Annotated in this window: 19 protein-coding genes; 7 read left to right on the forward strand and 12 right to left on the reverse strand. The window is 40.7% G+C overall.

The window, feature by feature from the left end; genetic code table 11:
• Window positions 1-6 precede the first annotated feature (6 nt).
• The gene (locus HMPREF0013_RS22610; RefSeq protein ID WP_005804775.1) at window positions 7-1,896 is read right to left on the reverse strand and encodes a fatty acyl-AMP ligase; all 1,890 of its coding nucleotides are present in this window, start codon (window positions 1,894-1,896) and stop codon (window positions 7-9) included.
• A gap of 698 nt (window positions 1,897-2,594) precedes the next feature.
• Complete coding sequence (gene abaR / locus HMPREF0013_RS22615) at window positions 2,595-3,311, reverse strand: LuxR family transcriptional regulator AbaR (protein WP_005804776.1); 717 nt, start codon at window positions 3,309-3,311, stop codon at window positions 2,595-2,597.
• A gap of 782 nt (window positions 3,312-4,093) precedes the next feature.
• On the opposite strand from abaR, the gene HMPREF0013_RS22620 reads away from it, so the two are divergent.
• On the forward strand, window positions 4,094-4,510 hold the full coding sequence (locus tag HMPREF0013_RS22620) for a DUF4902 domain-containing protein (RefSeq protein ID WP_005079551.1): 417 nt from the start codon (window positions 4,094-4,096) through the stop codon (window positions 4,508-4,510).
• A gap of 63 nt (window positions 4,511-4,573) precedes the next feature.
• The gene (abaI, locus tag HMPREF0013_RS22625) at window positions 4,574-5,140 is read left to right on the forward strand and encodes an acyl-homoserine-lactone synthase AbaI (RefSeq protein ID WP_005804777.1); all 567 of its coding nucleotides are present in this window, start codon (window positions 4,574-4,576) and stop codon (window positions 5,138-5,140) included.
• A 126-nt stretch (window positions 5,141-5,266) separates the two neighbouring features.
• Here the strand turns inward: abaI and HMPREF0013_RS22630 are convergent, their stop codons facing one another.
• Window positions 5,267-6,778: a PLP-dependent aminotransferase family protein gene (locus HMPREF0013_RS22630; RefSeq protein WP_005804778.1), complete on the reverse strand. Its 1,512-nt coding sequence runs from the start codon at window positions 6,776-6,778 to the stop codon at window positions 5,267-5,269.
• 272 nt (window positions 6,779-7,050) lie between these two features.
• Between HMPREF0013_RS22630 and HMPREF0013_RS22635 the strand changes: the two genes are divergently transcribed.
• The 4 genes from HMPREF0013_RS22635 to HMPREF0013_RS22650 all read left to right on the forward strand — a co-directional run bounded on the left by HMPREF0013_RS22635 (window position 7,051) and on the right by HMPREF0013_RS22650 (window position 11,353).
• A complete protein-coding gene (locus HMPREF0013_RS22635; protein ID WP_005804779.1) occupies window positions 7,051-7,446 on the forward strand; it encodes a nuclear transport factor 2 family protein in 396 nt (131 codons plus the stop codon).
• A gap of 11 nt (window positions 7,447-7,457) precedes the next feature.
• Window positions 7,458-8,894, forward strand: coding sequence for an NAD(P)/FAD-dependent oxidoreductase (locus tag HMPREF0013_RS22640; protein WP_002118046.1), 1,437 nt, complete (start codon window positions 7,458-7,460; stop codon window positions 8,892-8,894).
• Between the two features lie 58 nt (window positions 8,895-8,952).
• Window positions 8,953-10,392: an amino acid permease gene (locus HMPREF0013_RS22645; protein ID WP_005071933.1), complete on the forward strand. Its 1,440-nt coding sequence runs from the start codon at window positions 8,953-8,955 to the stop codon at window positions 10,390-10,392.
• 64 nt (window positions 10,393-10,456) lie between these two features.
• The gene (locus HMPREF0013_RS22650; protein WP_005071928.1) at window positions 10,457-11,353 is read left to right on the forward strand and encodes an EamA family transporter; all 897 of its coding nucleotides are present in this window, start codon (window positions 10,457-10,459) and stop codon (window positions 11,351-11,353) included.
• Window positions 11,354-11,476: 123 nt separating this feature from the next.
• On the opposite strand, the gene HMPREF0013_RS22655 is transcribed toward HMPREF0013_RS22650, so the two are convergent.
• The 7 genes from HMPREF0013_RS22655 to HMPREF0013_RS22685 form a co-directional block, all read right to left on the reverse strand.
• On the reverse strand, window positions 11,477-12,838 hold the full coding sequence (locus HMPREF0013_RS22655) for an MFS transporter (RefSeq protein WP_005804780.1): 1,362 nt from the start codon (window positions 12,836-12,838) through the stop codon (window positions 11,477-11,479).
• Between the two features lie 120 nt (window positions 12,839-12,958).
• Window positions 12,959-13,984, reverse strand: coding sequence for an enoyl-CoA hydratase/isomerase family protein (locus HMPREF0013_RS22660; RefSeq protein ID WP_005804781.1), 1,026 nt, complete (start codon window positions 13,982-13,984; stop codon window positions 12,959-12,961).
• Between the two features lie 12 nt (window positions 13,985-13,996).
• Window positions 13,997-14,770, reverse strand: coding sequence for an enoyl-CoA hydratase (locus tag HMPREF0013_RS22665; protein WP_005804782.1), 774 nt, complete (start codon window positions 14,768-14,770; stop codon window positions 13,997-13,999).
• A gap of 21 nt (window positions 14,771-14,791) precedes the next feature.
• A complete protein-coding gene (locus HMPREF0013_RS22670) occupies window positions 14,792-15,919 on the reverse strand; it encodes an acyl-CoA dehydrogenase family protein (RefSeq protein ID WP_005804783.1) in 1,128 nt (375 codons plus the stop codon).
• 11 nt (window positions 15,920-15,930) lie between these two features.
• Complete coding sequence (locus tag HMPREF0013_RS22675; protein WP_005804784.1) at window positions 15,931-17,580, reverse strand: AMP-binding protein; 1,650 nt, start codon at window positions 17,578-17,580, stop codon at window positions 15,931-15,933.
• A gap of 76 nt (window positions 17,581-17,656) precedes the next feature.
• Complete coding sequence (mmsB, locus tag HMPREF0013_RS22680) at window positions 17,657-18,547, reverse strand: 3-hydroxyisobutyrate dehydrogenase (RefSeq protein WP_005804785.1); 891 nt, start codon at window positions 18,545-18,547, stop codon at window positions 17,657-17,659.
• 11 nt (window positions 18,548-18,558) lie between these two features.
• On the reverse strand, window positions 18,559-20,076 hold the full coding sequence (locus HMPREF0013_RS22685) for a CoA-acylating methylmalonate-semialdehyde dehydrogenase (protein ID WP_005804786.1): 1,518 nt from the start codon (window positions 20,074-20,076) through the stop codon (window positions 18,559-18,561).
• A gap of 165 nt (window positions 20,077-20,241) precedes the next feature.
• Here HMPREF0013_RS22685 and HMPREF0013_RS22690 point away from each other — a divergent pair, with 165 nt between their 5' ends.
• A complete protein-coding gene (locus HMPREF0013_RS22690) occupies window positions 20,242-21,123 on the forward strand; it encodes a LysR family transcriptional regulator (RefSeq protein WP_005071920.1) in 882 nt (293 codons plus the stop codon).
• A gap of 61 nt (window positions 21,124-21,184) precedes the next feature.
• Here HMPREF0013_RS22690 and HMPREF0013_RS22695 read toward each other — a convergent pair whose 3' ends face one another.
• Both HMPREF0013_RS22695 and HMPREF0013_RS22700 read right to left on the reverse strand, forming a co-directional pair.
• A complete protein-coding gene (locus tag HMPREF0013_RS22695; protein ID WP_005804787.1) occupies window positions 21,185-22,615 on the reverse strand; it encodes an amino acid permease in 1,431 nt (476 codons plus the stop codon).
• Window positions 22,616-22,985: 370 nt separating this feature from the next.
• Entirely contained in the window at window positions 22,986-24,425 is a 1,440-nt protein-coding gene (locus HMPREF0013_RS22700; protein ID WP_002118023.1) for an amino acid permease, read from the reverse strand.
• Window position 24,426 lies beyond the last annotated feature (1 nt).

Genomic DNA, 24,426 nt, shown 5'->3' on the forward strand with positions numbered 1-24,426 from the left:
TAAGGGTTAAAACAAAGCACTTTTCAGACGATTAAAAATCAGCGTGCGTACTTCACGTTCCTTGATCATTGAGTTGAGAAGATTGGAGCTATAACGAATCAGCTGCCCCCGCTGCTCACGATCACGGATGACTTCTAAGCCGTTTTTGACATAGTTTCGAGCAATCACCGTTCTACGGTTTGGATGGGTTAAACAGACCAGTTGACCGCGTTCGATCTGTTCTTTAATTTTTCTTCTTCTAATTTTGCCGCTAGTAGTTTTGTTAATTCGGCCTTGATGCAGTAAATAGACACCTTCTACAGGTAAGCCAATATCAGCTGTCACTTGTTCCTTGACCTGAGTTCTAATGGCTTCAAAATTGAGAGTCTTGTCTAGTGATTTCTTCTTGATCTCAAGTACAACCGTAACTCCCTCAGAATCAGCAACATTCACTGCTGCAACACAGCCTTTACGAACAGCAGGATGTGCCATTTCAACAGAGCACTCGATATCTTGCGGGTAATAGTTCTTGCCACGGATGATAATCACATCCTTAAGGCGGCCAGTTACATATAGGTCTCCGTCTTTGACAAAACCCATATCACCCGTTCTCAAGTAGTGCACTTGACTCGGCTGACCCGCGTCATCAATGATAGTCGCCGCAAAAGTTTCCTGATTGACCTCTGGCTTCTGCCAGTAACCTGCTGTAACGCTCTCACCTGCTAGCCAGATTTCACCAACTTCATGAGCCGCTACTTCTTCACGGGTATGCGGATTGACAATACGGCAATCAATATGTGCCGAGATCTTGCCACAGCTCACCACTTGCACGGCGGTCGGATCTTGACTGGCCTGTATTAGATTGGCATTTAACTTGTCACGATCGATTGAAATTGCATTGAGAGGACCAGTCACACCACTAACTAAAAGCGTAACCTCTGCCAATCCATAGCATGGCAAGAAAGTATCTAGTCTCAGTTCCGACTGGGTATTGAACTTTTCCATGAAACGTTGCATGACGTGAGCTTTGATCGGCTCAGCACCATTAAACAGCACACGTAAACGACTCAGATCAAGTGATGCAGCCTGCTCATCAGAGATGCGGTGCAGACATAATTCATAAGCAAAGTTTGGTCCACCAGTAATCGTGACACCTTTTTCACTGATAAATTGCAGCCATTTTAGAGGCTTACGAATGAAGTCTAGCGGTGACATGACATAGCAAGTCAGGCCCACATACACAGTTTGCAAAACTGAACCAATCAACCCCATATCGTGGTAAACAGGTAGCCAGGTAAGGCCAATATCTTCAGGTTGTGTGCCAAAAGCTTCAGCAATCATGACTTCATTTGCCATAATATTCTTATGGGTAACAATTACCCCTTTAGGCCAACCTGTTGATCCCGAAGTGTATTGCAGGAAGCAGATATCTTCTTCAGTAATGAGCGGGAAATCTTTTTGTACCAAATCACGCTGTAGCTCAGCATCAACGGCATGTAATATTAAGCTTTCATTTTGAGCTTTTAATGTGATCAGACCTGATAGCTCAAGAATCTTTTTGGTTGTGAGTACGATCTTTGGCTCACAGTCATTCATAATATTCAAAATATTAGAAAAACCATTACGATTAAACGGTAGGCTGACGGGTACCGCGATAATTTTAGCTTTTAGGCAAGCAAAGAACGATACGATAAAGTCCAACCCAGGCTCAAACAGCAACACAGCGCGATCACCACTGTCTACAAGATTCATTAATACCTGAGCTTGATGTTGAACCCGAGCGTTCAAATCTTTATACGTAAGAGACTGAATACCACCCGATTGACGCCCTAAATACTCGAAAGCAACCTTACTTCCATTTAAATTTGCGTGGGATTCCAATGTTGCAATGATATTATCCGTATCCATTACAGCCATAACTTACTCCGATTAATTATAATGCACCCTTAAAATTCGCTAATTTAGAAATTACATTTCTCGTCGGGGCTTTTAATAAAAATGAATATACTTTTTGTTTAAAATATAAATTCACATTATATTTTATGTGTGGGTGCCATTTATTACACCTGTAAGTGCTTACAGGTTGGTCTATATTTATAAAAATCGAGAAGCTGGACACCTTTTATAAATTGTCTTACTCATTTCTATTTTTTATTTTTGCAATTAGATTAAAAATTAAATTCATTTTTATCTTTACTTTTTTAGTATTAAACAAGTATCTAAAAGCTTTCAATCCATAAGCGAATTCTTAGCTCGTATAATTCTTTTATTGATATTTTAGTTTTTGATTTTTTGAGATTTAATTTCTTATAGCAATAAGCCATTTAAGTATAGATTAACAATCCACCTATATTATTCATTTAAAAATAAATCACACTTCAACATTATAATTTCTTACAAACAATATATAATTTTACAAATCAATATAATTAACTTTGACTTTCATATAAGATCATGAATAACAAAATAATATAGAACTAAATTTTCCCATTCGGTTTAATTTTAAAATAAAACTCAGATAAATAGCTTTTATAATAAGCTATAGTAATGATTGATTTAAAATATAAATATTACAAGCATTTACTTTATTCAGATGTATTATTTATACGTATACTTTATAAAAGTCCTAACATCACAGCTCGGATAGCTGCTGAAATTTTATTATTCACATTTAACTTCTGCATTGAATTTCCGAGGTGAAAATTTACTGTTCTTTCAGTCACCCCTAGAATCTGGGCAATTTCTGCTGACGTTTTACCTTCAGCAGTCCAACGCAGTGCCTCTTTTTCTCGGTTCGTTAAATAAAGATTAAACTGAGCGAATTCCATCTCATTTACAACTTTAGCAATGCTGGAATGTACTGTTTGAGACAACCAATACATATTTGTATATTGTGCCTTTTGCTCTTTTTCCGACAATTGGTCACTGGATCTTGCGAGTGTTAACATCCCTCTGGTTCCAATAAAGTCACGGCTTGATTGAGCCCAACCGACATTAAGGCCATAAGAGCGCGCCTCCTCCCAGAAATCTTTTTCTTCTTGTGTCTTTGCAGATTGGCTCGACCAGACAAGAGGTTGAAGTGATACCATACAATGCTGCACAGTTGGATCTATCTTCACATAATGCTGTTCCAAATAACGCTTTTGCCATGCTTCTGGATAATTATTCAACATAATCGTTTTTGGTTCAGCAATAGATAATGGCGACTGCATACCATAAGCACAATAATCAAATCCAAGCTTTGAAGCTGTAGATTTAACGATCTCAAACAGCTGGTATTCATTTTTTACGATCAGAAATTCTGATAATAAATCCTCTTGCCAATTTTCCATTTACTCTCATTAGACTCCATTCACAAATCATTTTTTGTTCAGTTGCATATTGTGAATTCAAACAATCCAATTGAAGCGCAGGTCTCTTCGTTTACCTTTATTTCAACAACGCTTTTAGATACCTAATTTTATTTATCTGATTTCTCAATTTCAGATTTTGAATTCATCATCTAATTAACAACTCTTTTAAGCCAGATATGGTCGTAAATTATTCAGCCAAACTAAATTTATGAGAGCCTCTAAGGTTGTTATATTCCATGTGCGGATTATGCTTGAAAAATTAAATTTTACAGGATGCATTTTATTCCAAAAAATAAGTATTTTAAAAAAGATCAGAAGATCTATTAATTATTATTAATATTCAGTTTTCATTAATTTAATTAAACAATATTTTCTATCAACTATCTAGCCGGTATAATTTTACTAATTATTATGTAAAGAAACTAAATACACCTTTAATAATTTAATAAATCAAGCAATTACATTACAACTCACCTTGCTTAGGATTATTATTTTAACAATGAGACTTGATGTACACTAAAAAATCTATAACAACACCAATCTACTTAGCATTTTTTAAAAGGCAGTTTGCATATTAAAACTACAAAATTCTCGTTTTTTCATAAGTAAGCCTTAAAGGCTGAATAACTATCTAGTAAGAACAGCTTAACGGTGTATGCCATACAATTACATTTAACCTGTTAAACATAACAGTATTTTATTGGCAATAATTTATGTTATTTATCCATTGAACCCCAATTCAAGTCACTTGAACAGGTAGCATGGTCACCATCCCCCCTCATTTCTCAATATCAGCAGATGGTTTTATTCGAATGAATGAAAACCAGCTCATGAACTATCCGCTCCAACACCTCATATCTATTGTTGAATCAACACAAATTGAAGATTCTCAAATTCTCTATTATGGTTTTACTGAATGGGCAACATCACTGACCCCAGCTTTAAGTACGGGATGGGATTGGGAATTCATTGAGTACAATGGCATCACGAGTATAAAAAGAATTGGACTGCCTCGAAGCAATATTATGCTTGTTGATGTATCTGGTACAGATATTGGATTTGAAGTTACTGAAACACTAATTGAAAAGAAAATCGATACTTTGTTCTGGGAACAGTTCATTTATGCTCAAATCAATACAACCCAAACAATGGCTAAATTAACTCCATATTTCTCTTAGAAACCTGTAAATTCTTACAGTTACCGCTTCCTCACCTGTTAAGTAAAGTCACTTGAAAAATAAGTGGAAGCACTTGTAATGAATGTTATTGCTGGATTTCAAAATAATTTTTCAGAAGGCCTATATACTAAATTTAAAAATTACCGCTATAGGGTATTTGTTGAATATTTAGGTTGGGAGTTGAACTGTCCTAATAATGAAGAACTAGATCAGTTTGACAAAGTCGATACCGCCTATGTCGTCGCTCAAGATAGAGAATCTAATATTATTGGTTGTGCCAGATTACTACCAACTACTCAACCTTATTTACTTGGTGAGATATTTCCTCAATTACTTAATGGAATGCCTATTCCTTGCTCACCAGAAATTTGGGAGTTATCAAGATTCTCAGCAGTAGATTTCTCAAATCCGCCATCTTCAGCTAGTCAAGCTGTGTCATCGCCCGTCTCTATTGCAATTCTGCAAGAATCTATCAACTTTGCAAGGGAACAAGGCGCAAAACAACTCATTACCACCTCTCCTCTGGGGGTAGAGCGGTTATTACGTGCTGCGGGTTTTCGTGCTCATCGTGCAGGCCCACCCATGGTTATTGATGGCTATGCGATGTTTGCATGCTTGATTGATGTGTAGTTCATAATCAATTAGGTACACATTGAACAGCTGGAGCGAGAAAAAAGTAGCACTTGCACCTCTTTTTTCGCTTCAAATGTACTAAAAGCACTACCCGAAAAATTAGTTTGACTCATAAAAATTTTTTTAATTGTATTTCTTATAATCATTAACTGCCTGATCTAAAGCCTGAATTCCCTCATCAATTTTATCGGCAGTAATAGATCCAATGCCTAACCTTAAAAAATGTTGATGGTGATCTGTACTTAGAAAAAATGGCTGACCGGCCTCTATAAAAACTCCTACATTAGCTGCGTATTGGGCTAAAACAGTACAATTGATATCACTTTGGGTATCAATCCAACATGCCGAGCCACCATTTAATGCGTAAACGTTCCATGTAGGAAAGTGATGGTGTAATGCTGATATTAACTGCTCACCACGATATTTATGGAGCTGAAACTGACGACGTAACATGCCATGGTAATAACCTTGATCAATAAAAAAGGCAAATACTCTTTGATTAAAAACATTGGGGTGCCGAAGCATTAGACGACGCAAATGACGCAACTCATTAATGAGTTCTGGGGCTGCTACGATGTATCCTAAGCGTAAACCTGGTGCTAGAGGCTTAGATAAGCTCCCGATATAAACCACTCTCCCATGCCGATCTAAACTTTTTAATGCAGGGATCGTAGTATTTTGAACCAAAACCTGTGCATCGTATTCATCTTCTATAATGATACTATCTTGCTGCTCCGCCAGTTCTAAAAGCTTTTTACGGCGTGAAGGAGACATGGTGATGCCTGTTGGGCATTGTCGCCCTGGCGTCACATAAAAATAATCACAGCCCACAGCATTTGTTAGAGTAACGCCTTCATGATCGACCGCTAATGGTACAATATTTGGTGTATGCAACATAAAAATATTTCGTGCATCAGGATAGCCAGGGTTTTCTACACCAACACTTTGTTGTTCTTTAAGTAGTAGTGCTGCCAACATATACAATGCATGCTGGCTTCCTACCGTAAGTAATATTTCATTTTCTTTGGCCATAATTCCACGGGTCGGTAAAATATGTTGCCGTATTGCATTTATAAGAAAAGTATCATCACCTTGTTGTGTAATATCCCTTGCCCATATCGATGCATCTTTAGCTGATAAAGCTTTAACAGCACACTCACGCCAAGATGAAGCCGGGAAGCTTTCAAAGTCAGGCTGACCATATATAAACGGGTATGGGTAACTCATCCAATCCGCAGGTTTATTAATATGCCTTTGTGCTGATGGGCAAAGACGAAAGCGTGAAACCCATTCTGTAGATTTTGATGTCGTTTTTATCGTTTTGCTTTCACTACTATCAATTTGGAAGCTGGGATGCACAAAGTGTCCACTACGTTGCCTAGACTCTAAAATACGTTCAGCTACGAGTTGTTGATATGCAATAGTCACAGTATTACGACCAACTCCAAGTTGATCTGCCAAATAACGACTTGATGGAACAGCCATATCTGGCTTGAGATAACCTTGTACTAATGCAGTAAACATCATACGGCAAATTCGTCCCTGCAAATTGAGTCCACTTTGCTCAGTCTCTGCAAATAATACGTTCCATATACCTGGTACTACTGGACTTGTTACAAACTGATCTCTTTCCATAGTGCATTTCTCGACCTATTTTGAAGCCCAAATGCTTAACATGGTGCATTTTGCTTCTGAAGACCTATGATTTACCGAAATCTGGCATCACAAATACAAATGCAAGACCCATTCCAATATATGAAAAACATAAAAAATTAATAAATTTTAAATATTTAAATTAATTTAAATCTGGCTCCATCAAAACATTAAATCTGGTACTACGGCTAATTGCTCTATTTCCGTACAGTTTAATCATCAAAAAAGATTCGTATGTATTTGGAGTTAAAAAGATGAACCAAGCTCAACTTTTGCAACTAATCACTGACTTTTCTACAGCATGGAATAAACACGATGTAGAGCAACTCATGGACTGTATGCATCCTGATTGTTGTTTTGAAACAGTTGCAGGTGATGAGGTATACGGTACACGTATTCAAGGGCATGAAGCTGTTCGTCAAGCATTTGAAAATACTTTTAAAAGTTTTCCTGATGCACAGTGGCTTAATGGTAAACACTGGTTGAGCGAAGATGCGCTATACGGAATTTCTGAAACAACATTTACAGCATCAACCCCTGAAGGTGGAAAGATTGAAGCCAACATGGTTGATGTTTTCACCTTTAAAGATGGAAAAATTTTAGTCAAAAATGCATTCCGTAAAAATCGCCCCGTGCAAGCAGCCGCTTAAGGAGCCTGCCCATGAATCAATCAGTACAACAATTAACTTCTTTAGACAAAATAGTTGATCCAATATCTGAACCTATTCATCGTGGCTTTAAAACCTACAACGCTAAATTTGATCCGTTGACAGATAAGATCGTAACTGGCAACGAACAATACGCACCAACCTACTGGGTTGCAACGGCTGGAACACCTCCCGATGATGATGGCCCATTACCAGGTGATACAGAGGCCGACATTGTCATTATTGGTGGCGGTTTTACTGGTCTTTCAACTGCGTTAACTCTTACAGAACAATTTGGCACTGCGCCATTAGTTCTTGAAGCAAATCGTAGTGCATGGGGTTGTACAAGCCGAAATGGTGGACAAGGTCAAAATGCTTCTGGTCGGTTATATCGTTCACAGTGGATCGAAAAATGGGGACTAGATATAGCCAAACGTTTAGATGCAGAAATCCGCGAAGGTTTTGATTATTTTAAACATCTGGTAACTGGTATTGAATGTGATGCACAAGATGGTGGGCATTTATATATTGCTCATCGTGCAAAAAAACTGGCGTTTTTAGAAAACGAAGGCAAAGTCATGAAAGATGTGTTTGGTTATAACACTCGTATGCTAAGCCGCGAACAACTTCACGAAGAATTTGTTGGAGACCAAGAAGCTGCCGGTGCGTTACTCGAACCTGATGGTATTGGTGTACATCCTTTAAAATTGGCTTTTGGATATTTAAAAAGAGCGCGTGCTGCCGGCGCGAAAGTACATACCTCAAGTCCTGTATTAGATTGGGAAACACGTAATGGTATTCACTATCTACGTACCCCCCATGGCACGGTCAAAGCTAAACGAGTCGCTGTAGCAACAGGTGGTTATACACCTAATGGTTTGCATCCAAGCTTGTCTGGCAAAATCATGCCAATTTTATCTAATTCTATTGTCACCCGTCCGTTAACAGCTGCTGAGCTTAAAGAAGCAGGCCTACATAGTACAACGTTCATTACAGATACTCGCACTTTACGCCATTATTACCGCTTATTGCCTGATGGTTCAGTACAGTGTGGCAGCAGAAGTGCTTTAACAGGAGCCGATGCAAATAACCCTGTACATCTAGAGCGTTTAAAAGAAGGACTCTATCGCAAATTCCCAAGCTTGCGTGGTATACCAATTGCATATTCATGGTGGGGTTGGGTCGATGTCAGTCATGACATGATGCCACGAATTGTACAGCCTAATCCTGATGAAACTATCTATTATGCAATTGGCTATGGCGGCAATGGTGTATCTTTTTCAGCAATGGCAGGACGTCGTCTTGCAGAACGAGTAATGGGCATTCAACGCCCACAATTTGATCTACCTATTTATCAGTCACCATTACCTTCACATTTATTTCGACCTTTTAGACGGTTGGGGCAAGCCTTGTTGTACCGCTGGTATTACTTAAAAGACGAAATGCTTTAAGTGTTATTCAACGATCAGCCTAACGATACGGTTATAAAAATTATGAGGGGAGTTAGCCATGTATGATTCAGATTCAAACCAAGATTTAAAAAGTAGCTTGAAGCCACGCCATGTCCAGATGATGGCACTTGGTGGTGTCATTGGTATGGGGCTATTTGTCGGTAGCTCAGTAGTGATTCAATCTGCCGGCCCTGCAGCCATTCTTTCATTTCTCATCACAGGTACCTTAATCATTTTAGTGATGCGTATGCTGGGGGAGTTAGCCACTGCTTCACCGGTAACAGGTTCCTTTTATGCTTATGCTCGCTACGCTTTTCAAGATTCACCATTTTTATCTCGCCTCGCTGGATTTATGACAGGCTGGATGTATTGGTATTTTTGGGTGATCGTGATTGCCCTTGAGGCAATTGTTGGGGCTAAACTTCTCGCTTACTGGTTACCTGATATTCCCCAATGGATCGTGAGTCTGGTTCTGCTCGTTCTATTAACCGCAACCAATTTGTTCTCTGTCAAATCTTTTGGTGAATTTGAATTTTGGTTTTCATCTATCAAGGTTGCAGCAATTGGGGTATTTATTTTCCTTTGTTCATTATATTTATTTGGTTTCTGGCCAAACCATCAAGCTTCAGGACTAGGTGAATTATTAAACCATGGTGGCTTTATGCCAAATGGTTGGGTTCCTGTGTTATCAGGTGCAGTTGCGGCTACTGGTTTTTATTTTGGTGCTGAAATCGTCACAATTGCTGCAGCAGAAACAAAAAATCCAGAGCAATCTGTTGCTAAGGCAACTCAATCTGTCATCACTCGTGTATTGCTCTTTTATGTTTGCTCAATCTTTTTAGTCGTATGCCTTGTGCCGTGGAGCAGCCCCGATATCGCAACACCTTATGTAAGTGCACTTAAAGTACTCAATATCCCTTTTGTTGCAGATATTATGAATGCTGTCATTTTAGTTGCGGTTCTGAGTTGTCTAAATTCAGGAGTTTATGCTGCAAGCCGTATGTTGTTTGCTTTAACCAAAAATGGTGATGCCCCTCGTGCCTTAACTAAATTGTCTAAAAATGGAGTCCCTGTTCGTGCCATCTTATTCAGCACACTATTTGGTTATATTTCCATTTTAGCTTCGTATTTTTCACCTGAGGGTATCTTTCCTTTCTTGGTCGAGTCCTATGGTACGGTAGCTTTATTTGTTTATATCATCATTGCCCTTTCTCAAATCCGTTTACGTCGTCACCTAGAACGTGTTGCCCCTGAACGAATTAAAGTTCGTATGTGGTGTTTCCCATACCTCAGTTATGTTGCCATTATTGGTATGGTTTGTATCTTTGCCGCAATGTCCCTCATTCCAAGTTTACAAAAAGCGTTCTGGTTCGGTATTGCTAGTGCTGCGATTTTATTCTGCATTTTTATGATTCGTGACTATGTGGAACTACTTAAATTACGTAATCAACATCCCAAGTTAGATACTCTCGTTCCTGCGAAGCATAACAAAATCTAACCTCCTCTCGTTTACACGACCTGTCTTTTAGATAGGTCGTAAATCTCTTTTCAGGAATAAGCACATGTTGTTGAAAGATAAACTCGCTGCTTTTGCAGTGGTGTTCATCTGGGGTATTAACTTTTATTTTATGAAAGTTGGTGTGAGTGAAATTAGCCCCATGATGTTGGGATGTTTACGCTATATTTTAGTTCTAATCCCCGCTCTACTTTTTATTCGTATTCCACAAGTCGGATGGAAATGGCTCTTGGCATATGGGTTTATTAGCAACTTTTCTCAATTTGCCTTTATGTTTAGTGCTATTGCCACAGGTATGCCTACTGGGCTAGTTGCTTTAGTTGTTCAATCACAAGCCTTTTTTACAGTGATGATTGCTGTATTTCTTCTTAAGGAGCAAGCATCTTGGAATCAATGGCTAGCAATCGTTATCGCATCATTAGGACTATTACTGATTGCATTAGGTCAACAGCATAGTCATATCCCTTTATTAGGCTTGATACTCGTTTTATGTTCAGCATTCTCTTGGGCATGTGGAAATATTGTTATAAAACGAATGGGGTCCATTAATCCAATCGGGTTAGTCGTTTGGGGAAATATTCTTACTCCTCTTTGGTTTTTATTATTCGCTATCCAAGATACAGGTTGGCAAGGTGTCGTTGTAGACTGGCACGCCTTAACATGGCGTGGTTTGGGAGCTGCTGCTTTCTTAGCTTATTTCGCAACTATTATTGGATATGGTTTATGGATTTATTTGCTGACACGTTATCCAGCAGCCAAGATTAGCCCACTTTCGTTATGGGTTCCTGTCATTAGTATGATTTTTGCCAATATTTTTTTAGATGAACATTTAAATAACTGGCAATGGCTTGGTTCTGTTGTTGTGATGCTAGGTTTAATGGTTCATCTACTTGGACAAAAAATCAAAACGCATTTGATTGGAAAAAAGCCACTTCACCCCTGATACAATATATTCGTACAAAAACCAATCTCATCTCTACAACAGCTATATATCGTCATTATCTTAATTTTAAGCTTACCTCAATAAAGGCCTAAGAAAAACTTAGGCCTTTATTCTCCAAATAGCTCAAGAATGATCTGAAGCATTCGTATTAAGATTTAAATTTTTAGGGTTTGTATGATGCGTATCTACTACAAAGCTTTTATCACAAGGCATAAATGACGTCGATATAATTGCGACTACAGCCATACTTCCAATATAAAGCATAATTAGATATGGATTACCCTGCCCGACACTCAACAATTTAGTAGCAATCATCGGTGCCAAACCACCACCTAATACACCAGCCAACTGTACCGAAATCGAGATTCCGCTATATCGAATTTCTGCCGGAAATTGACGGGCAAAAAGCTGAGCTTGTGGTGCGTACATAATTGGGAACACAACGCCAATTGCTAAAACAATTGCTGTCCACACTAATACCGGATCTTTTGTATTGAGCATGGTAAAAAATGGATAGCAGTAAAGCGCCAGTATGCATAGGCCAAACATAAACATATTGCGTTGGCCGACTTTATCTGACAAATGTCCACATAACGGCGTCATAATTAAAATCACGGCTGCGCCGCAAATGGTGGCAAATAAAATGTCTTGGCGTGGAATTCCAAGTTGTGCAGTGGTATAAGCCAATGTAAATGTTGAGGCAATATAGAACCATGCATTCTCAGCTGCGCGAGCCAAAATAATGGTGATGAGTTGCTTTGGATGGTTTTTAAAAACCTGTAAAGCAGGAACTTTGACTTCTTCAGACTGTTGTTTTACTTTTTCGAAATCTGGTGACTCTGGCACTTTTACTCGAATATACCAACCTACTGCCAGTAAAATAATACTGGCAAGAAATGGTAAACGCCAACCCCAGCTAAACAGTGCTTCTTCAGGTAATAACGACACCAGACCCAACGCGATTGAGGCTAGCATTAAGCCACCACCTGTACTGGCTTGAGGCAAGCTTCCCCAGAACCCTTTACCGCCTTCGGGAGCATGTTCAACGGCCATCAGTACAGCACCGCCCCATTCACCGCCCATTGCCATACCTTGAATGAATCGCAAGACAACCAAACCAATCGCGGCCCAATATCCAATTGATTCATAAGTCGGTAATAAGCCAATCAGTACGGTTGGGATCCCCATGAGCATCAAGGTCAGTAGCAACATCGATTTACGGCCAATCTTGTCACCAAAATGACCAAAGACTAAGCCGCCTAATGGTCTTCCAATAAATCCAACGGCATAGGTTGCGAATGCGGCAAGCACGCCGGTAAGTGCGTCTAGATTTGGGAAAAATAGCTTATTAAAAATGAGCGCTGCTGCCGCACCGTAAATAAAAAAGTCATACCACTCAATGGTGGTGCCGACCATGCTAGAGATACCTGCTAATCGATGTGACGACTTTTTAGTATTTGAACCGTTTCCATGTATTGATTGCATCGTAATATCCTTTTTAGATTTTCTTGTTTTATCTTTTTTATGCTTATGACCAGCCCTGACCATAAGCATTTTCAGGTCTCGCTTTATCTCCTTAAGCTTTTTATGTTTTTATAATTCGGTTTAGCTCAATTTTTCTAAAATTGGTTCAAATTTCGAATTACGTTCTTGCCACTGTGGTTGTTTGTCTTTATCGACAATGAGAGCGCGGACACCTTCAATAAAGTCACCATGCTCAAACCAAATATCCTGTAAATCACGTTCAAGCTGCATACACTGTGGTAAAGAAAGCCCACGGCCTAAATGTTGCAGTTTCAAACTGGTTTGTTTGGCAATAAATGAGCGCTGTTGCAAAATACTAAGCATCTTACTTGCCCAAGTCTTTAAGCTTTCATCTTGTTCATTTTCAAGACTTTGCTCGATTTCATCTAAATGCTGATATCCGAAGTGTTTACGAATACCTTCTGCCAATTGTTTGAGTTCACTTTCGGCAGGGCGAGTAATAAATCGGGTAATGATGCGTTCAATTCCCTCTTTGCTTAAACTTGGCGCTTCAACGAGAGCATCTTGCAACGCTTGTAACTGCTCGCTTGGCACATGATAGTCAATTAAATCGAGGTAAAGCGCATCGCTACTGCTGATCTGCTCACCCGTAATTGCCATATAAACACCAATATCATCAAGACGAGATAGGAAATGAGTTGCACCAACATCTGGGAAAAAGCCAATCGCTGTTTCAGGCATGGCAAATCTGGACTTTTCACTGCTCACCACAATGTGGCAAGCCTGAGCCAAGCCAAAACCGCCACCTAATACATAGCCATCAAGCACAACAATGATTGGCTTTTCATATTCACGCAGTATATTTAGCATTTTATATTCGGCACTAAAGTAGCCTTTGTAATCGGCCGTGCCATTTTTATAACTGTCATAGAGATAGCGGATATCTCCACCTGCACAGAAGGCTTTTGGGCTATTTGACTTAATTAACACTGCCTGAACAGCAGCATCATTTCGCCACAGTTCCAATTGGGTGCCAATACTTTTAATCATATCTAGCGACAATGCGTTGAGATGAGTCACACGGTCTAAGGTAATCATGGCCAACTTACCTTGTTGCTCAATCATTAAGTGATTTTCTGTATTCATTTTATTGATCTCTTATTGATTTTTAAAATTTGCCTTTCGTTTTTCAACAAAAGCCTGCATTCCTTCTTTTTGGTCAGATGTTGCAAATATTGAATGGAACATGCGTCTTTCAAAACGTAAGCCTTCAGTGAGGTTCACCTCAAAAGCTCGGTTGATAGTTTCTTTAAGCATCATATTTGCGGTTAAAGATCGCGCCGCAATTTTTTCAGCTGCTTGCAAGGTTTGTTCAAGTAATTCTTCTTTAGTAAACACACGTGCAACTAAACCACTTTGTTCTGCTTCTACAGCGCCCATTTGACGGGCGGTAAGGCACATTTCCATTGCTTTGGCTTTACCAATCGCATGGGTTAAACGTTGTGTGCCACCAATACCCGGAATCACACCTAAAGTGACTTCGGGTAAACCAAACTTGGCGTTATCAGCACAATAAATAAAGTCACACATCAGCGCCAACTCACAGCCACCACCCAATGCATAGCCACTCACCGCTGCAATTAGAGGTTTACGGCGCTGTGCAATACGGTCTGCAAGATGAAAAAAGTCATCTAAATAAATATCAGGAAATGCTAAATCAGCCATTTCTTTAATGTCTGCACCTGCGGCAAAAGCTTTTTCAGAACCTGCCAATACGATGCAGCCAATTTCACGATCTTTTTCGAGCTGATCTAATGCCTGATTAATTTCACTAATTAATTCGCTGTTTAAAGCATTGAGCGCTTGAGGGCGATTTAATGTAATCAGTCCAACCCCATTACGCTTTTCTAATAAAATACTTTGCCACTGCATTATTTATTCCTTGTTCTGATTTTATAGACTACGTGCAATCACTAAACGTTGGATATCACTTGTGCCTTCGTAAATTTGACAGATACGGGCATCACGATAGATGCGCTCAATTGGGAAGTCTCTGAGATAGCCATAGCCACCAAATACTTGTAGTGCGCTCGAACATACGCGTTCAGTCATTTCTGAAGCAAATAACTTGGCCATTGAAGCTTCATTGAGACACGGTTGACCTGCTTCTTTTAAACGCGCAGCGTAGTGAACCAGTTGTCTCGCTGCTTCAATTTCAGTTGCCATACTGGCAAGGCGAAAAGCGATAGTTTGATGCTCAAAAATTGGTTTTCCAAAAGTAATACGCTCTTTGGCATAGCGAGTTGCTTCTTCGAGCGCCGCACGTGCTAGACCGACTGCTTGTGCAGCAATACCAATACGTCCACCTTCTAAATTGGCGAGAGCAATTTTCAGACCTTCACCTTCTTTACCCAGCATGAGACTTTTATGGATGCGTACATCCGTCAGCGCAATTTGGCAGGTATCTGAAGCATGCAGACCGAGTTTTTCTTCAACACGAATCACTTCATAGCCCGGTGTTTCGCGTGGGACTAAAAAGGCACTAATGCCCTTTTTACCTGCGCTCGGGTCGGTCACGGCAAACACAATAATGACGCCGGCATTATTACCCGAGGTAATAAACTGCTTTGCACCATTTAAAATGTAATCGTCACCATCTTTCACTGCTCGGGTTTTAATAGCTCCCGCATCTGAGCCAGTATGTGGTTCAGTTAAGGCAAAAGCGCCGATCATTTCACCTTGAGCCAAAGGCTTTAAAAAACGCTCTTTTTGCTCGTCGGTACCAAATTTTAAAATAGGCACACAACCAACCGAGTTATGTACACTCATGATGGTTGAGGTTGCGCCATCTGCTGCCGCAACTTCTTCAAGAGCTAGTACATAGGCTAAGTTACCCGTGTCTGAACCACCCCATTGCTCTGAAACAAGCATACCCATAAAACCGAGTTGCCCCATTTGAGTCAGAGTTTCTTTTGGGAAAGTTCCATCTCGGTCCCAATCACTGGCATTAGGCTTGATTTGTTCTTGGGCGAAACTTTTCGCCATATCACGAATGAGTAATTGTTCTTCGGTAAATTGCATTATTATTTCCTTTACCCTGCTTTAGCTTGTTGTTTAGCAATTTCTTGATTACGCAATAAAAAGCGCTGAATTTTGCCACTTGGAGTTTTAGGTAATTCACTCACAAATTCAACTAAACGTGGATAAGCATGTGCAGAAAGTCGTTTTTTTACAAATTGACTGAGTTGTTCAGCAAGCGTATCGGAAGGTTGAGCATCCGCAGCTAAAATTACGAAGGCCTTAACCACTTCGGTACGGTCCGGATCAGGTACACCAATCACTGCTGCTTCAATTACAGCATCGTGTTCGAGTAGTGCGCTTTCTACATCGAAAGGCCCAATACGATAGCCCGATGTAGTGATTACATCATCACTACGACCAACAAAGCTCATGCTGCCATCGGCATGAAGCTCGGCAGTGTCGCCAGTTAAATAGTAATGACCAACGAAAGGCGATTTACGACTTTCTTTATAGCCACCGAACCACATCATTGGAGACTGGCTAATGTCGACTGCTAAAATTCCTGGGGTGTCCGCTGGAAGCTCTTCACCTTGTTCATTGACAATCGCAACGCGGTAGCCCGGACTTGGGAAACCTGCTGAACCGGCATGAATTTCATGCTTTAAGCCATGATGATTACACACCACCATGCCCACTTCAGTTTGCCCATAATGGTCATAAATTGGAGCATCAAGCACTTGTTTAAACCAGCGAATCACTTCTGGATTCAACGGCTCTCCTGCACTGCTCACTACACGGAACTGCCCTTTTAAGGGCGCCATTTGTGCTGGGTCAGCTGCCATCATCATACGGTAAGCCGTTGGTGCACCTGCCAAATTATTAACTTTATAATCTTTCACAATTTGGCATAGGCTATCTGTGCTGAAACCACCCTCATAGAACAAAGTAGCGTGACCCAAGAATAACGGCCCAGTAATCGCATAGTAGAGACCATACGCCCAGCCCGGATCAGCAATATTCCAAAACGAATCTTCTTCGGTTAAACCAATGGCATCTTGCATATATCGACCAAAGGCAATCAATGCTTTTAAAGGCACTTCCAATGGTTTAGCAGGACCTGTAGTGCCTGAAGTAAACATGAGCAAGAAAGGATCTTGAATGCTACGCATAACCAGATCGCATTGATCAGACTGCTGTTTCACTTCATTCCAAAAATTAAAATCACCTGCTTTAAGCGGAGTACCTTGTGCGTCGGCGACAGTCACAATTGCAGGGCAATTTTCAATTTCATCAAGCTTGCTACGGTTGCCCGTATCGGTCACCACCAGCTTACTTTGTGCAAGCTGAATACGGTGCTCAATCGCTTTTGGGCCAAATGCAGTAAATAGTGGTTGATAGACAGCACCAATTCGCCAAGCTGCAAAAATAGTCACGATCAATTCGGGTGTTCTTGGTAATAGACCTGAAATACGGTCGCCAGCTTTTACACCTTGTGATTTTAGAAAGTTGGCAAACTGACTTGACCACTCTTTTAATTCACGGAAGGTATATTGCTCTTTTCGTCCATCTTTTCCTTGCCAATACAGTGCAATTTTGTCGCCATCTGCGTGTCGATCACAGCATTCATAACAAGCATTTAAGGCATCAAGTGAACCTGATAACATCTGTTTTGCAGTGCTTTCCAAATCGAAAGTCTGTGCAGCATTTTGATAATCCATCATATCTTTTCCCTCAGTCTGGATTTGTTGTTATTCACGACAGGGTTTATGTGTTTAAAGCCATCCTTTGGCTTTACCGTTATGCCTCTTGTGGCAGGTATTGCTGAATAATGCTCGAAAAATCGAGATTGGCATTACCGCGCATGCACATTTGCTGATACAGCTGTTGCACCATGCCACCTAATACGACTGGCTGTTTGACTTGGCCTGCCGCTTCTACTGCAAGACCCAAATCTTTTAGCATCAGCTGAGTTGCAAAGCCGTCTTGGTAACCTCGAGATGCTGGGGCATTTTCATTAATATGCGGCCATGGGTTACATACGTCCGAGCTCCAGCAACGACCGCTTGAAGTATTAATGACGCCTGCCAATGCTTGTGGGTCAATACCTAGCTTCACACCCAGCGCCATACCTTCAGCAACAGCAGCCATTGAAATACCCAAAATCAGGTTATTGCAGATTTTGGCAATTTGACCTGCGCCGACATCACCACAATGAACTATATTTTTGCCCATGTGGCTAAGCACAGGTTTTACTTCATTAAAGGTTTGATCATCGGCACCCACCATAAAGGTTAAGGTTCCTGCTTGAGCACCAATGGTTCCACCAGAGACGGGTGCATCACAGATTTTAATATTTTTACCATGCGCAACAGCAGCAATGTCTTTAATGGTTTGTGGGTCAATGGTACTGCTATCAATGCATAAGCTACCTGCTTTTAGCACTTCCAAGACACCATTCTCACCTAAGTAAACTTCCTTAACATGCTTTGCCGCAGGCAACATGGTAATGACCACATCTGCTTGTTTAGCTGCATCCTGCGGGCTGCTACACACCACTCCACCTGCCTCGGCGAAGTGCTGAATCGCGACTTCACTGAGGTCATAACCATAAACTTTGAGCCCGGCTTTAAGTAGGTTATGGGCCATTTTGCCGCCCATATTGCCTAGACCGATAAAGGCGATATTCATCCGTGATCCCCTTAACGTAAACTAATGGTTGTATTTACACCGCCAACTTCATGGCTATCTTCAAACCAGCGACTGGTGATGGTTTTGGTTTGAGTATAGAACTGCACAGCTTGTTTGCCGTATGGCCCCAAATCACCCAGTTTCGAACCTCTTGAACCGGTAAAACTAAAGAAAGGCACTGGCACAGGAATTGGAATATTGATACCCACTTGACCAATATCAATTAAGTTTTGGAAAGTACGTGCAATGGCACCGCTTTGAGTAAATAGACCTACACCGTTACCAAATGGATTGGCGTTGATAAGCGCAATCGCTTCCTCAAGGGTATCTACACAAATAATCGAAAGTACAGGGCCAAAGATTTCTTCTTTATAAATACGCATGTCGGTATTTACGCCACTAAAAATCGTCGCGCCGACAAAGTTACCCGATTCATAGCCTTGTACTTGAACATCACGACCATCAAGCAGAAGTTCTGCACCTTGCTCAACACCGCTATTAATTAAGTCCAGCACTCGCGCTTTAGCACGTTTTGAAATGACTGGGCCAATGTCAGTATTTGGTTCATGGCCTGCATTTACTTTTAAGGTTTTGGCTTTTTCGACTAACTCTTGAATCCACTGTTTGCTGTCACCAACCATGACTGCAACAGACAATGCCATACAACGTTGCCCTGCTGCACCAAACGCTGCTCCCACTAGAGCATTTAAGGTTTGCTCTTTATTGGCATCTGGCATCACAACCACATGGTTTTTTGCACCCATCATCGACTGAACGCGTTTGCCATGTTGTCCTGCAAGGTTATAAACATGTGTTCCAACCGCAGTTGAACCTACAAATGAAATCGCTTTAATGTCTTTATGGGTACACAAACGGTCAACCACTTCTTTGCCACCATGCACAACGTTGAGTACGCCTGCTGGAATACCTGCTTGAATGGCAAGTTCAACCAGCATCATGGTTGATAACGGGTCTTGTTCTGATGGTTTTAAAACAAATGTATTGCCGCACACGATTGCCATTGGGAACATCCAAAGTGGAATCATGGCTGGGAAATTAAACGGCGTGATACCCGCACAGACACCCAAAGGTTGTTGCAAGGTATACGTGTCTACACCACGCGCGACACCTTCAACATATTCACCCATTTGCAAAGTACCAACTGAACAGGCATGTTCAACGACTTCTAAACCACGTTGAATATCGCCTTCAGCGTCTGCCAAGGTTTTACCTTGTTCAGCCGTTAGTACTTGCGCAATTTCTTTCATGTTGGCACGGATTAAGTCTTGTAACTTGAGCATGATGCGCATACGTGCCTGAATTGGAGTCTGACGCCAAGAAGCAAAAGCATCTTGTGCAGCTTGAATAGCAGCGTCAACTTCTTTAACCGTTGCAAATGGTACACGACCAATCACTTCCTGAGTCGCAGGGTTAATAATGTCTTGCCATTCCTCTGTTTCAGATTCGATAAAATTTCCGTTAATGAGTAATTTAGCGGTTTCCAATTCGATTTTTTGGATTGTGTTCATAACCTCTCTGTAGGCCATATTTTTATTGTGTTCAATTATTAGAAAATACTTATCTATGTATTTTCTTTATTCCAGTTTCAATTGAGACTAGCAAAGAAAACTTTGACCACCAACGGAAATTCATGCACGATTGTTGTGCAAATATGCACAAGGATGACAACAAAAATGAAAGTGGATTGGGATCATCTACATTTTTTTCTGGTTTTAGCTCGGACTAAAACCTTGACCAATGCTGCACGTATTATTGGTGTCGAGCACAGTACGGTGGCTAGACGGATTCAGGCCCTAGAACTTGCTTTGGGTACAACGCTGTTTAAGCGTGAAGCGACGGGTTATGAGCTGACACTCGAAGGAATGGCACTGGTTCCTCGAGTTGAGCAAATGGAACAAGCTTTCTTACAAATTGAAAAACCACATCAACCTTTGCAAGGTCGTGTGCGAATTGGCACACCTGAAGGCTTTGGTACTGCGTTTTTAGCTCGCTTACTGGCTGAGTTCTCGATTCAATACCCACTACTCACCATCGACTTAATTCCAGTGCCAAAAATGATTAAGCTTTCACACCGTGAGGCAGATATTGTGGTGTCAATTGATCGTCCTACGTCTGGCCCTTACATCATTACGCGATTATCAGATTATTGTTTAAAAATTTATGGTAGCAAAAACTATCTGGCCCAAAACCCGCCTATTCGAGCCTTAGAAGATTTAACCCAACATCGATTTGTGAACTATATTGATGATCTAGTGTATAGCCCCGAGTTGTACTGTTTAGAACGACTCCCTTTAAAGCTGAATGCCAACTTCCGTAGTAGCAGTATTTTGGCCCAGCAAATTGCGGTAAGTGCGGGTGCAGGACTTGCGATTTTGCCCAAGTTTTTGGCAGATGATAAACCGGAACTTGAAGAGGTGTTAGAGCAACAAGTTCGCTTTACGCACACGTTTTGGATGCTGACCTTTGTTGATTTACAACATGAACCGCGCATTAAATTGGTTTGGGACTATTTGCGTAAACAAGCTGATAAATATCAGCATTTGTTGGTTGATTAAAGAATACAAATAAAAAAGCCAATCATGATCGATTGGCTTTTTTGAAATCATTTATAGTTCATTAAACGAGTTCTTGGTCTAATTTTTTGATGCGTGGCTTATAGAACACAAAATAAGTTACGCTTAAAACCACCAACCATAGTGGACTCACGTATACCGCTTTTAATGTATCTGGCTCGAGTGCCAAAATCACCAAAGTGAACAGGAAAAATGCAATAACAACATACGCCATCAACACCCCACCCGGCATTTTAAAGGTCGATTTAGCATGTAACTCTGGACTTAACTTACGGTAACGTAAATAGCATGCCATGATCAGAAGCCATACACTAATAAAGAGAATCACACAGAGTGAACTTGCCAAAGTAAATGCTTCCATCGTGTTTGGAACAAAGTACTGAAGCACTGCCCCACCCATAATGAAAATACATGAGAAGATTAAACCATTTGAAGGTACGGCACGTTTTGATAAACGCCCCAATGCACTCGGTGCCTGTCCATCTTTTGATAAACCGAACAGCATACGGCTCGTTGAAAACACACCGCTGTTCATTGAAGACATCACTGAAGACAGTACGACCAAGTTCATGATAATTGCAGAAATAGGAATACCTGCATTTAAGAACAACTCAACAAATGGACTTTTATCTGCACGAATGTGATCCCAAGGTGTTACTGACATCACCACAAAGAGTGCCAACACATAGAATAGAATAATACGTACAGGAATCGCGTTAATTGCCTTCGGTAAATTCTTCTCTGGATCTTTCGTTTCAGCAGCAGTTGTACCAATCAATTCAACGCCAATGAAGGCAAACACAGCAATCTGGAAACCTGCCAAAAATCCGCTTACACCTTTTGGAAATATGCCGCCATGCGACCACACATTACTTACACTCACAACCTCACCATGCGGAGCTTGAAAATGAGTGAGGAGCATGTAACCACCGACTCCAATCAGGCCAATAATGGCCAAAATCTTAATGAGTGCGAACCAGAATTCAACTTCACCAAATAGCTTAACAGTAAGAAGGTTAAGCCCTAAAATGAATAATACACAGCCTGAACTAATCATGGCTTGTTGCATGGGTGAGAAACTGGCGCCTTCGGGCAGCCAGAAACTTAAATAGTTAATGACCGCAGACAAATCAGCAATACCGACCAGTACCCAGCCTAACCAATAAGTCCAGCCTATATAATAGCCAGCCCATGGTCCGATCAAATCATAAGCCATATCGACAAATGATTTGTAATGTAAGTTGGCAAGCAGTAGTTCACCCAATGCACGCATCAGAAAAAAGAACATGCCACCAATTATCATGTAGATAACGAGGATTGAAGGACCTGCGAGGGAGATGGTTTTGCCCGAGCCCATAAATAGGCCGGTTCCAATTGCACCGCCAATTGCAATCATTTGTAGATGGCGATTATTTAATTTCCGTTGTAAATGATCAGGGGAGCTTGCCTCATCAGAATGATGAACCATTGTCATATTAGAAGTCCTTTTTATATTTTGCTTAACTTAAATCAGCAACCTATAGGGAGAAAAACGAACCGTATATCGTGGGTTGCTGAGTCTATACCTCAGGACAAGATGTTCAAGTATATTTTTTCCTTAATTGATAAATCGTTTGTCCTGATTTTTTTAAGTCACATTATTTATGTACTGCCTTCACGGCAATTTTAATTAATCAATCTGGGTTTCCAGATTAGCCGAAGTGTAGCATGTGATCCTGCTATATGTACTTTTCCAATACCCTCCAAACTGCTCTATCGATTCAAAAATAAACAATATTATTCCGATAAAAAATCTAATAAAAATAAAAAAAGCCAATCATAATTGATTGGCTTTTTAATCAAACTTAATGATCGTTGACGAGTTCACGTCCTAGTTTTTTCATACGTGGTTTATACAACACATGATAGGTAACACCTAAAATAACCAGCCATACTGGACTGACATATAAAGCTTTCAATGTATCTGGCTCTAATGCCAAGATCACCAAAGTGAAAAGCATAAATGCCAAAACAACATAACTCATCCAAACGCCACCTGGCATTTTGAATGTTGATTTTTCATGTAATTCAGGACGTAATTTACGGTAGCGTAAATAGCACACCATGATGAGACTCCAGACACTAATGAATAGAATCACACAAAGTGAACTTGCCAAAGTAAATGCTTCCATCGTGTTTGGAACAAAGTACTGAAGCACCGCTCCGCCCATGATAAAGGTACAAGAGAAAATCAAACCATTTGAAGGAACTGCGCGTTTTGATAAACGACCAAATGCACCAGGTGCCTGACCGTCTTTTGATAAACCAAACAACATACGACTGGTTGAAAACACGCCGCTGTTCATTGAAGACATGACCGAAGATAGCACCACCAAGTTCATGATGATTGCAGAAACCGGAATACCCGCATTTAAGAACAACTCAACAAACGGACTTTTATCTGCACGAATGTGATCCCAAGGGGTTACCGACATCACAATAAACAGTGCCAATACATAGAACAAAATAATACGTACCGGAATCGCATTAATCGCTTTCGGTAAGTTCTTCTGCGGGTCTTTGGTTTCAGCAGCCGTTGTACCTACAAGTTCCACCCCGACAAAAGCAAATACAGCAATCTGGAATCCTGCCAAGAAGCCTTCTGTACCTTTCGGGAATAAACCGCCATGTGACCAAACATTACTGATGCTTGCGACAGCGCCTTGCGGAGCTTGGAAATGGCTGAAAATCATGTAGCCGCCCACTCCGATCAGACCAATAATCGCCAAGATCTTAATGAGAGCAAACCAGAATTCAATTTCACCAAATAGGCGTACTGTTAAGAGGTTAAGACCCATCACAAATAACACACAACCTGCGCTAATCATGGCCTGCTGTATTGGTGAGAAACTTGCGCCATCGGGTAGCCAGAAACCTAAATAGTTAATGACTGCTGAAAGGTCCGCAATACCCACCAGCACCCAACCTAACCAATAAGTCCAGCCCAAATAATAACCAGCCCAAGGACCAATCAGATCATGAGCCATATCAACAAAAGATTTGTAATGCAGATTTGCAAGGAGCAACTCGCCCATTGCACGCATTAAGAAAAAGAACATTCCTCCAATAATCATATAGATCAAAAGGATTGAAGGACCTGCGAGGGAGATAGTTTTGCCCGAACCCATAAATAGGCCGGTTCCAATTGCACCGCCAATAGCAATCAGTTGTAAATGACGGTTAGACAGTTTTCGTTGCAGATGATCAGGAGAATTTTCCGTATCTGAATGACGAGCCGTTGTCATA

The organism is Acinetobacter sp. SH024, assembly GCF_000163635.1.
Taxonomy (GTDB): Bacteria; Pseudomonadota; Gammaproteobacteria; order Pseudomonadales; family Moraxellaceae; genus Acinetobacter; species Acinetobacter pittii.

Excerpts from the sequence above, each read along its gene's own strand:
- HMPREF0013_RS22610 (WP_005804775.1), bottom strand. The coding sequence starts at position 1,896 with ATGGCTGTAATGGATACGGATAATATCATTGCAACATTGGAATCCCAC.
- abaR (WP_005804776.1), bottom strand. The coding sequence starts at position 3,311 with ATGGAAAATTGGCAAGAGGATTTATTATCAGAATTTCTGATCGTAAAA.
- HMPREF0013_RS22620 (WP_005079551.1), top strand. The coding sequence starts at position 4,094 with ATGGTCACCATCCCCCCTCATTTCTCAATATCAGCAGATGGTTTTATT.
- HMPREF0013_RS22630 (WP_005804778.1), bottom strand. The coding sequence starts at position 6,778 with ATGGAAAGAGATCAGTTTGTAACAAGTCCAGTAGTACCAGGTATATGG.
- HMPREF0013_RS22635 (WP_005804779.1), top strand. The coding sequence starts at position 7,051 with ATGAACCAAGCTCAACTTTTGCAACTAATCACTGACTTTTCTACAGCA.
- HMPREF0013_RS22640 (WP_002118046.1), top strand. The coding sequence starts at position 7,458 with ATGAATCAATCAGTACAACAATTAACTTCTTTAGACAAAATAGTTGAT.
- HMPREF0013_RS22645 (WP_005071933.1), top strand. The coding sequence starts at position 8,953 with ATGTATGATTCAGATTCAAACCAAGATTTAAAAAGTAGCTTGAAGCCA.
- HMPREF0013_RS22650 (WP_005071928.1), top strand. The coding sequence starts at position 10,457 with ATGTTGTTGAAAGATAAACTCGCTGCTTTTGCAGTGGTGTTCATCTGG.
- HMPREF0013_RS22655 (WP_005804780.1), bottom strand. The coding sequence starts at position 12,838 with ATGCAATCAATACATGGAAACGGTTCAAATACTAAAAAGTCGTCACAT.
- HMPREF0013_RS22660 (WP_005804781.1), bottom strand. The coding sequence starts at position 13,984 with ATGAATACAGAAAATCACTTAATGATTGAGCAACAAGGTAAGTTGGCC.
- HMPREF0013_RS22665 (WP_005804782.1), bottom strand. The coding sequence starts at position 14,770 with ATGCAGTGGCAAAGTATTTTATTAGAAAAGCGTAATGGGGTTGGACTG.
- HMPREF0013_RS22670 (WP_005804783.1), bottom strand. The coding sequence starts at position 15,919 with ATGCAATTTACCGAAGAACAATTACTCATTCGTGATATGGCGAAAAGT.
- HMPREF0013_RS22675 (WP_005804784.1), bottom strand. The coding sequence starts at position 17,580 with ATGATGGATTATCAAAATGCTGCACAGACTTTCGATTTGGAAAGCACT.
- mmsB (WP_005804785.1), bottom strand. The coding sequence starts at position 18,547 with ATGAATATCGCCTTTATCGGTCTAGGCAATATGGGCGGCAAAATGGCC.
- HMPREF0013_RS22685 (WP_005804786.1), bottom strand. The coding sequence starts at position 20,076 with ATGAACACAATCCAAAAAATCGAATTGGAAACCGCTAAATTACTCATT.
- HMPREF0013_RS22690 (WP_005071920.1), top strand. The coding sequence starts at position 20,242 with ATGAAAGTGGATTGGGATCATCTACATTTTTTTCTGGTTTTAGCTCGG.
- HMPREF0013_RS22695 (WP_005804787.1), bottom strand. The coding sequence starts at position 22,615 with ATGACAATGGTTCATCATTCTGATGAGGCAAGCTCCCCTGATCATTTA.
- HMPREF0013_RS22700 (WP_002118023.1), bottom strand. The coding sequence starts at position 24,425 with ATGACAACGGCTCGTCATTCAGATACGGAAAATTCTCCTGATCATCTG.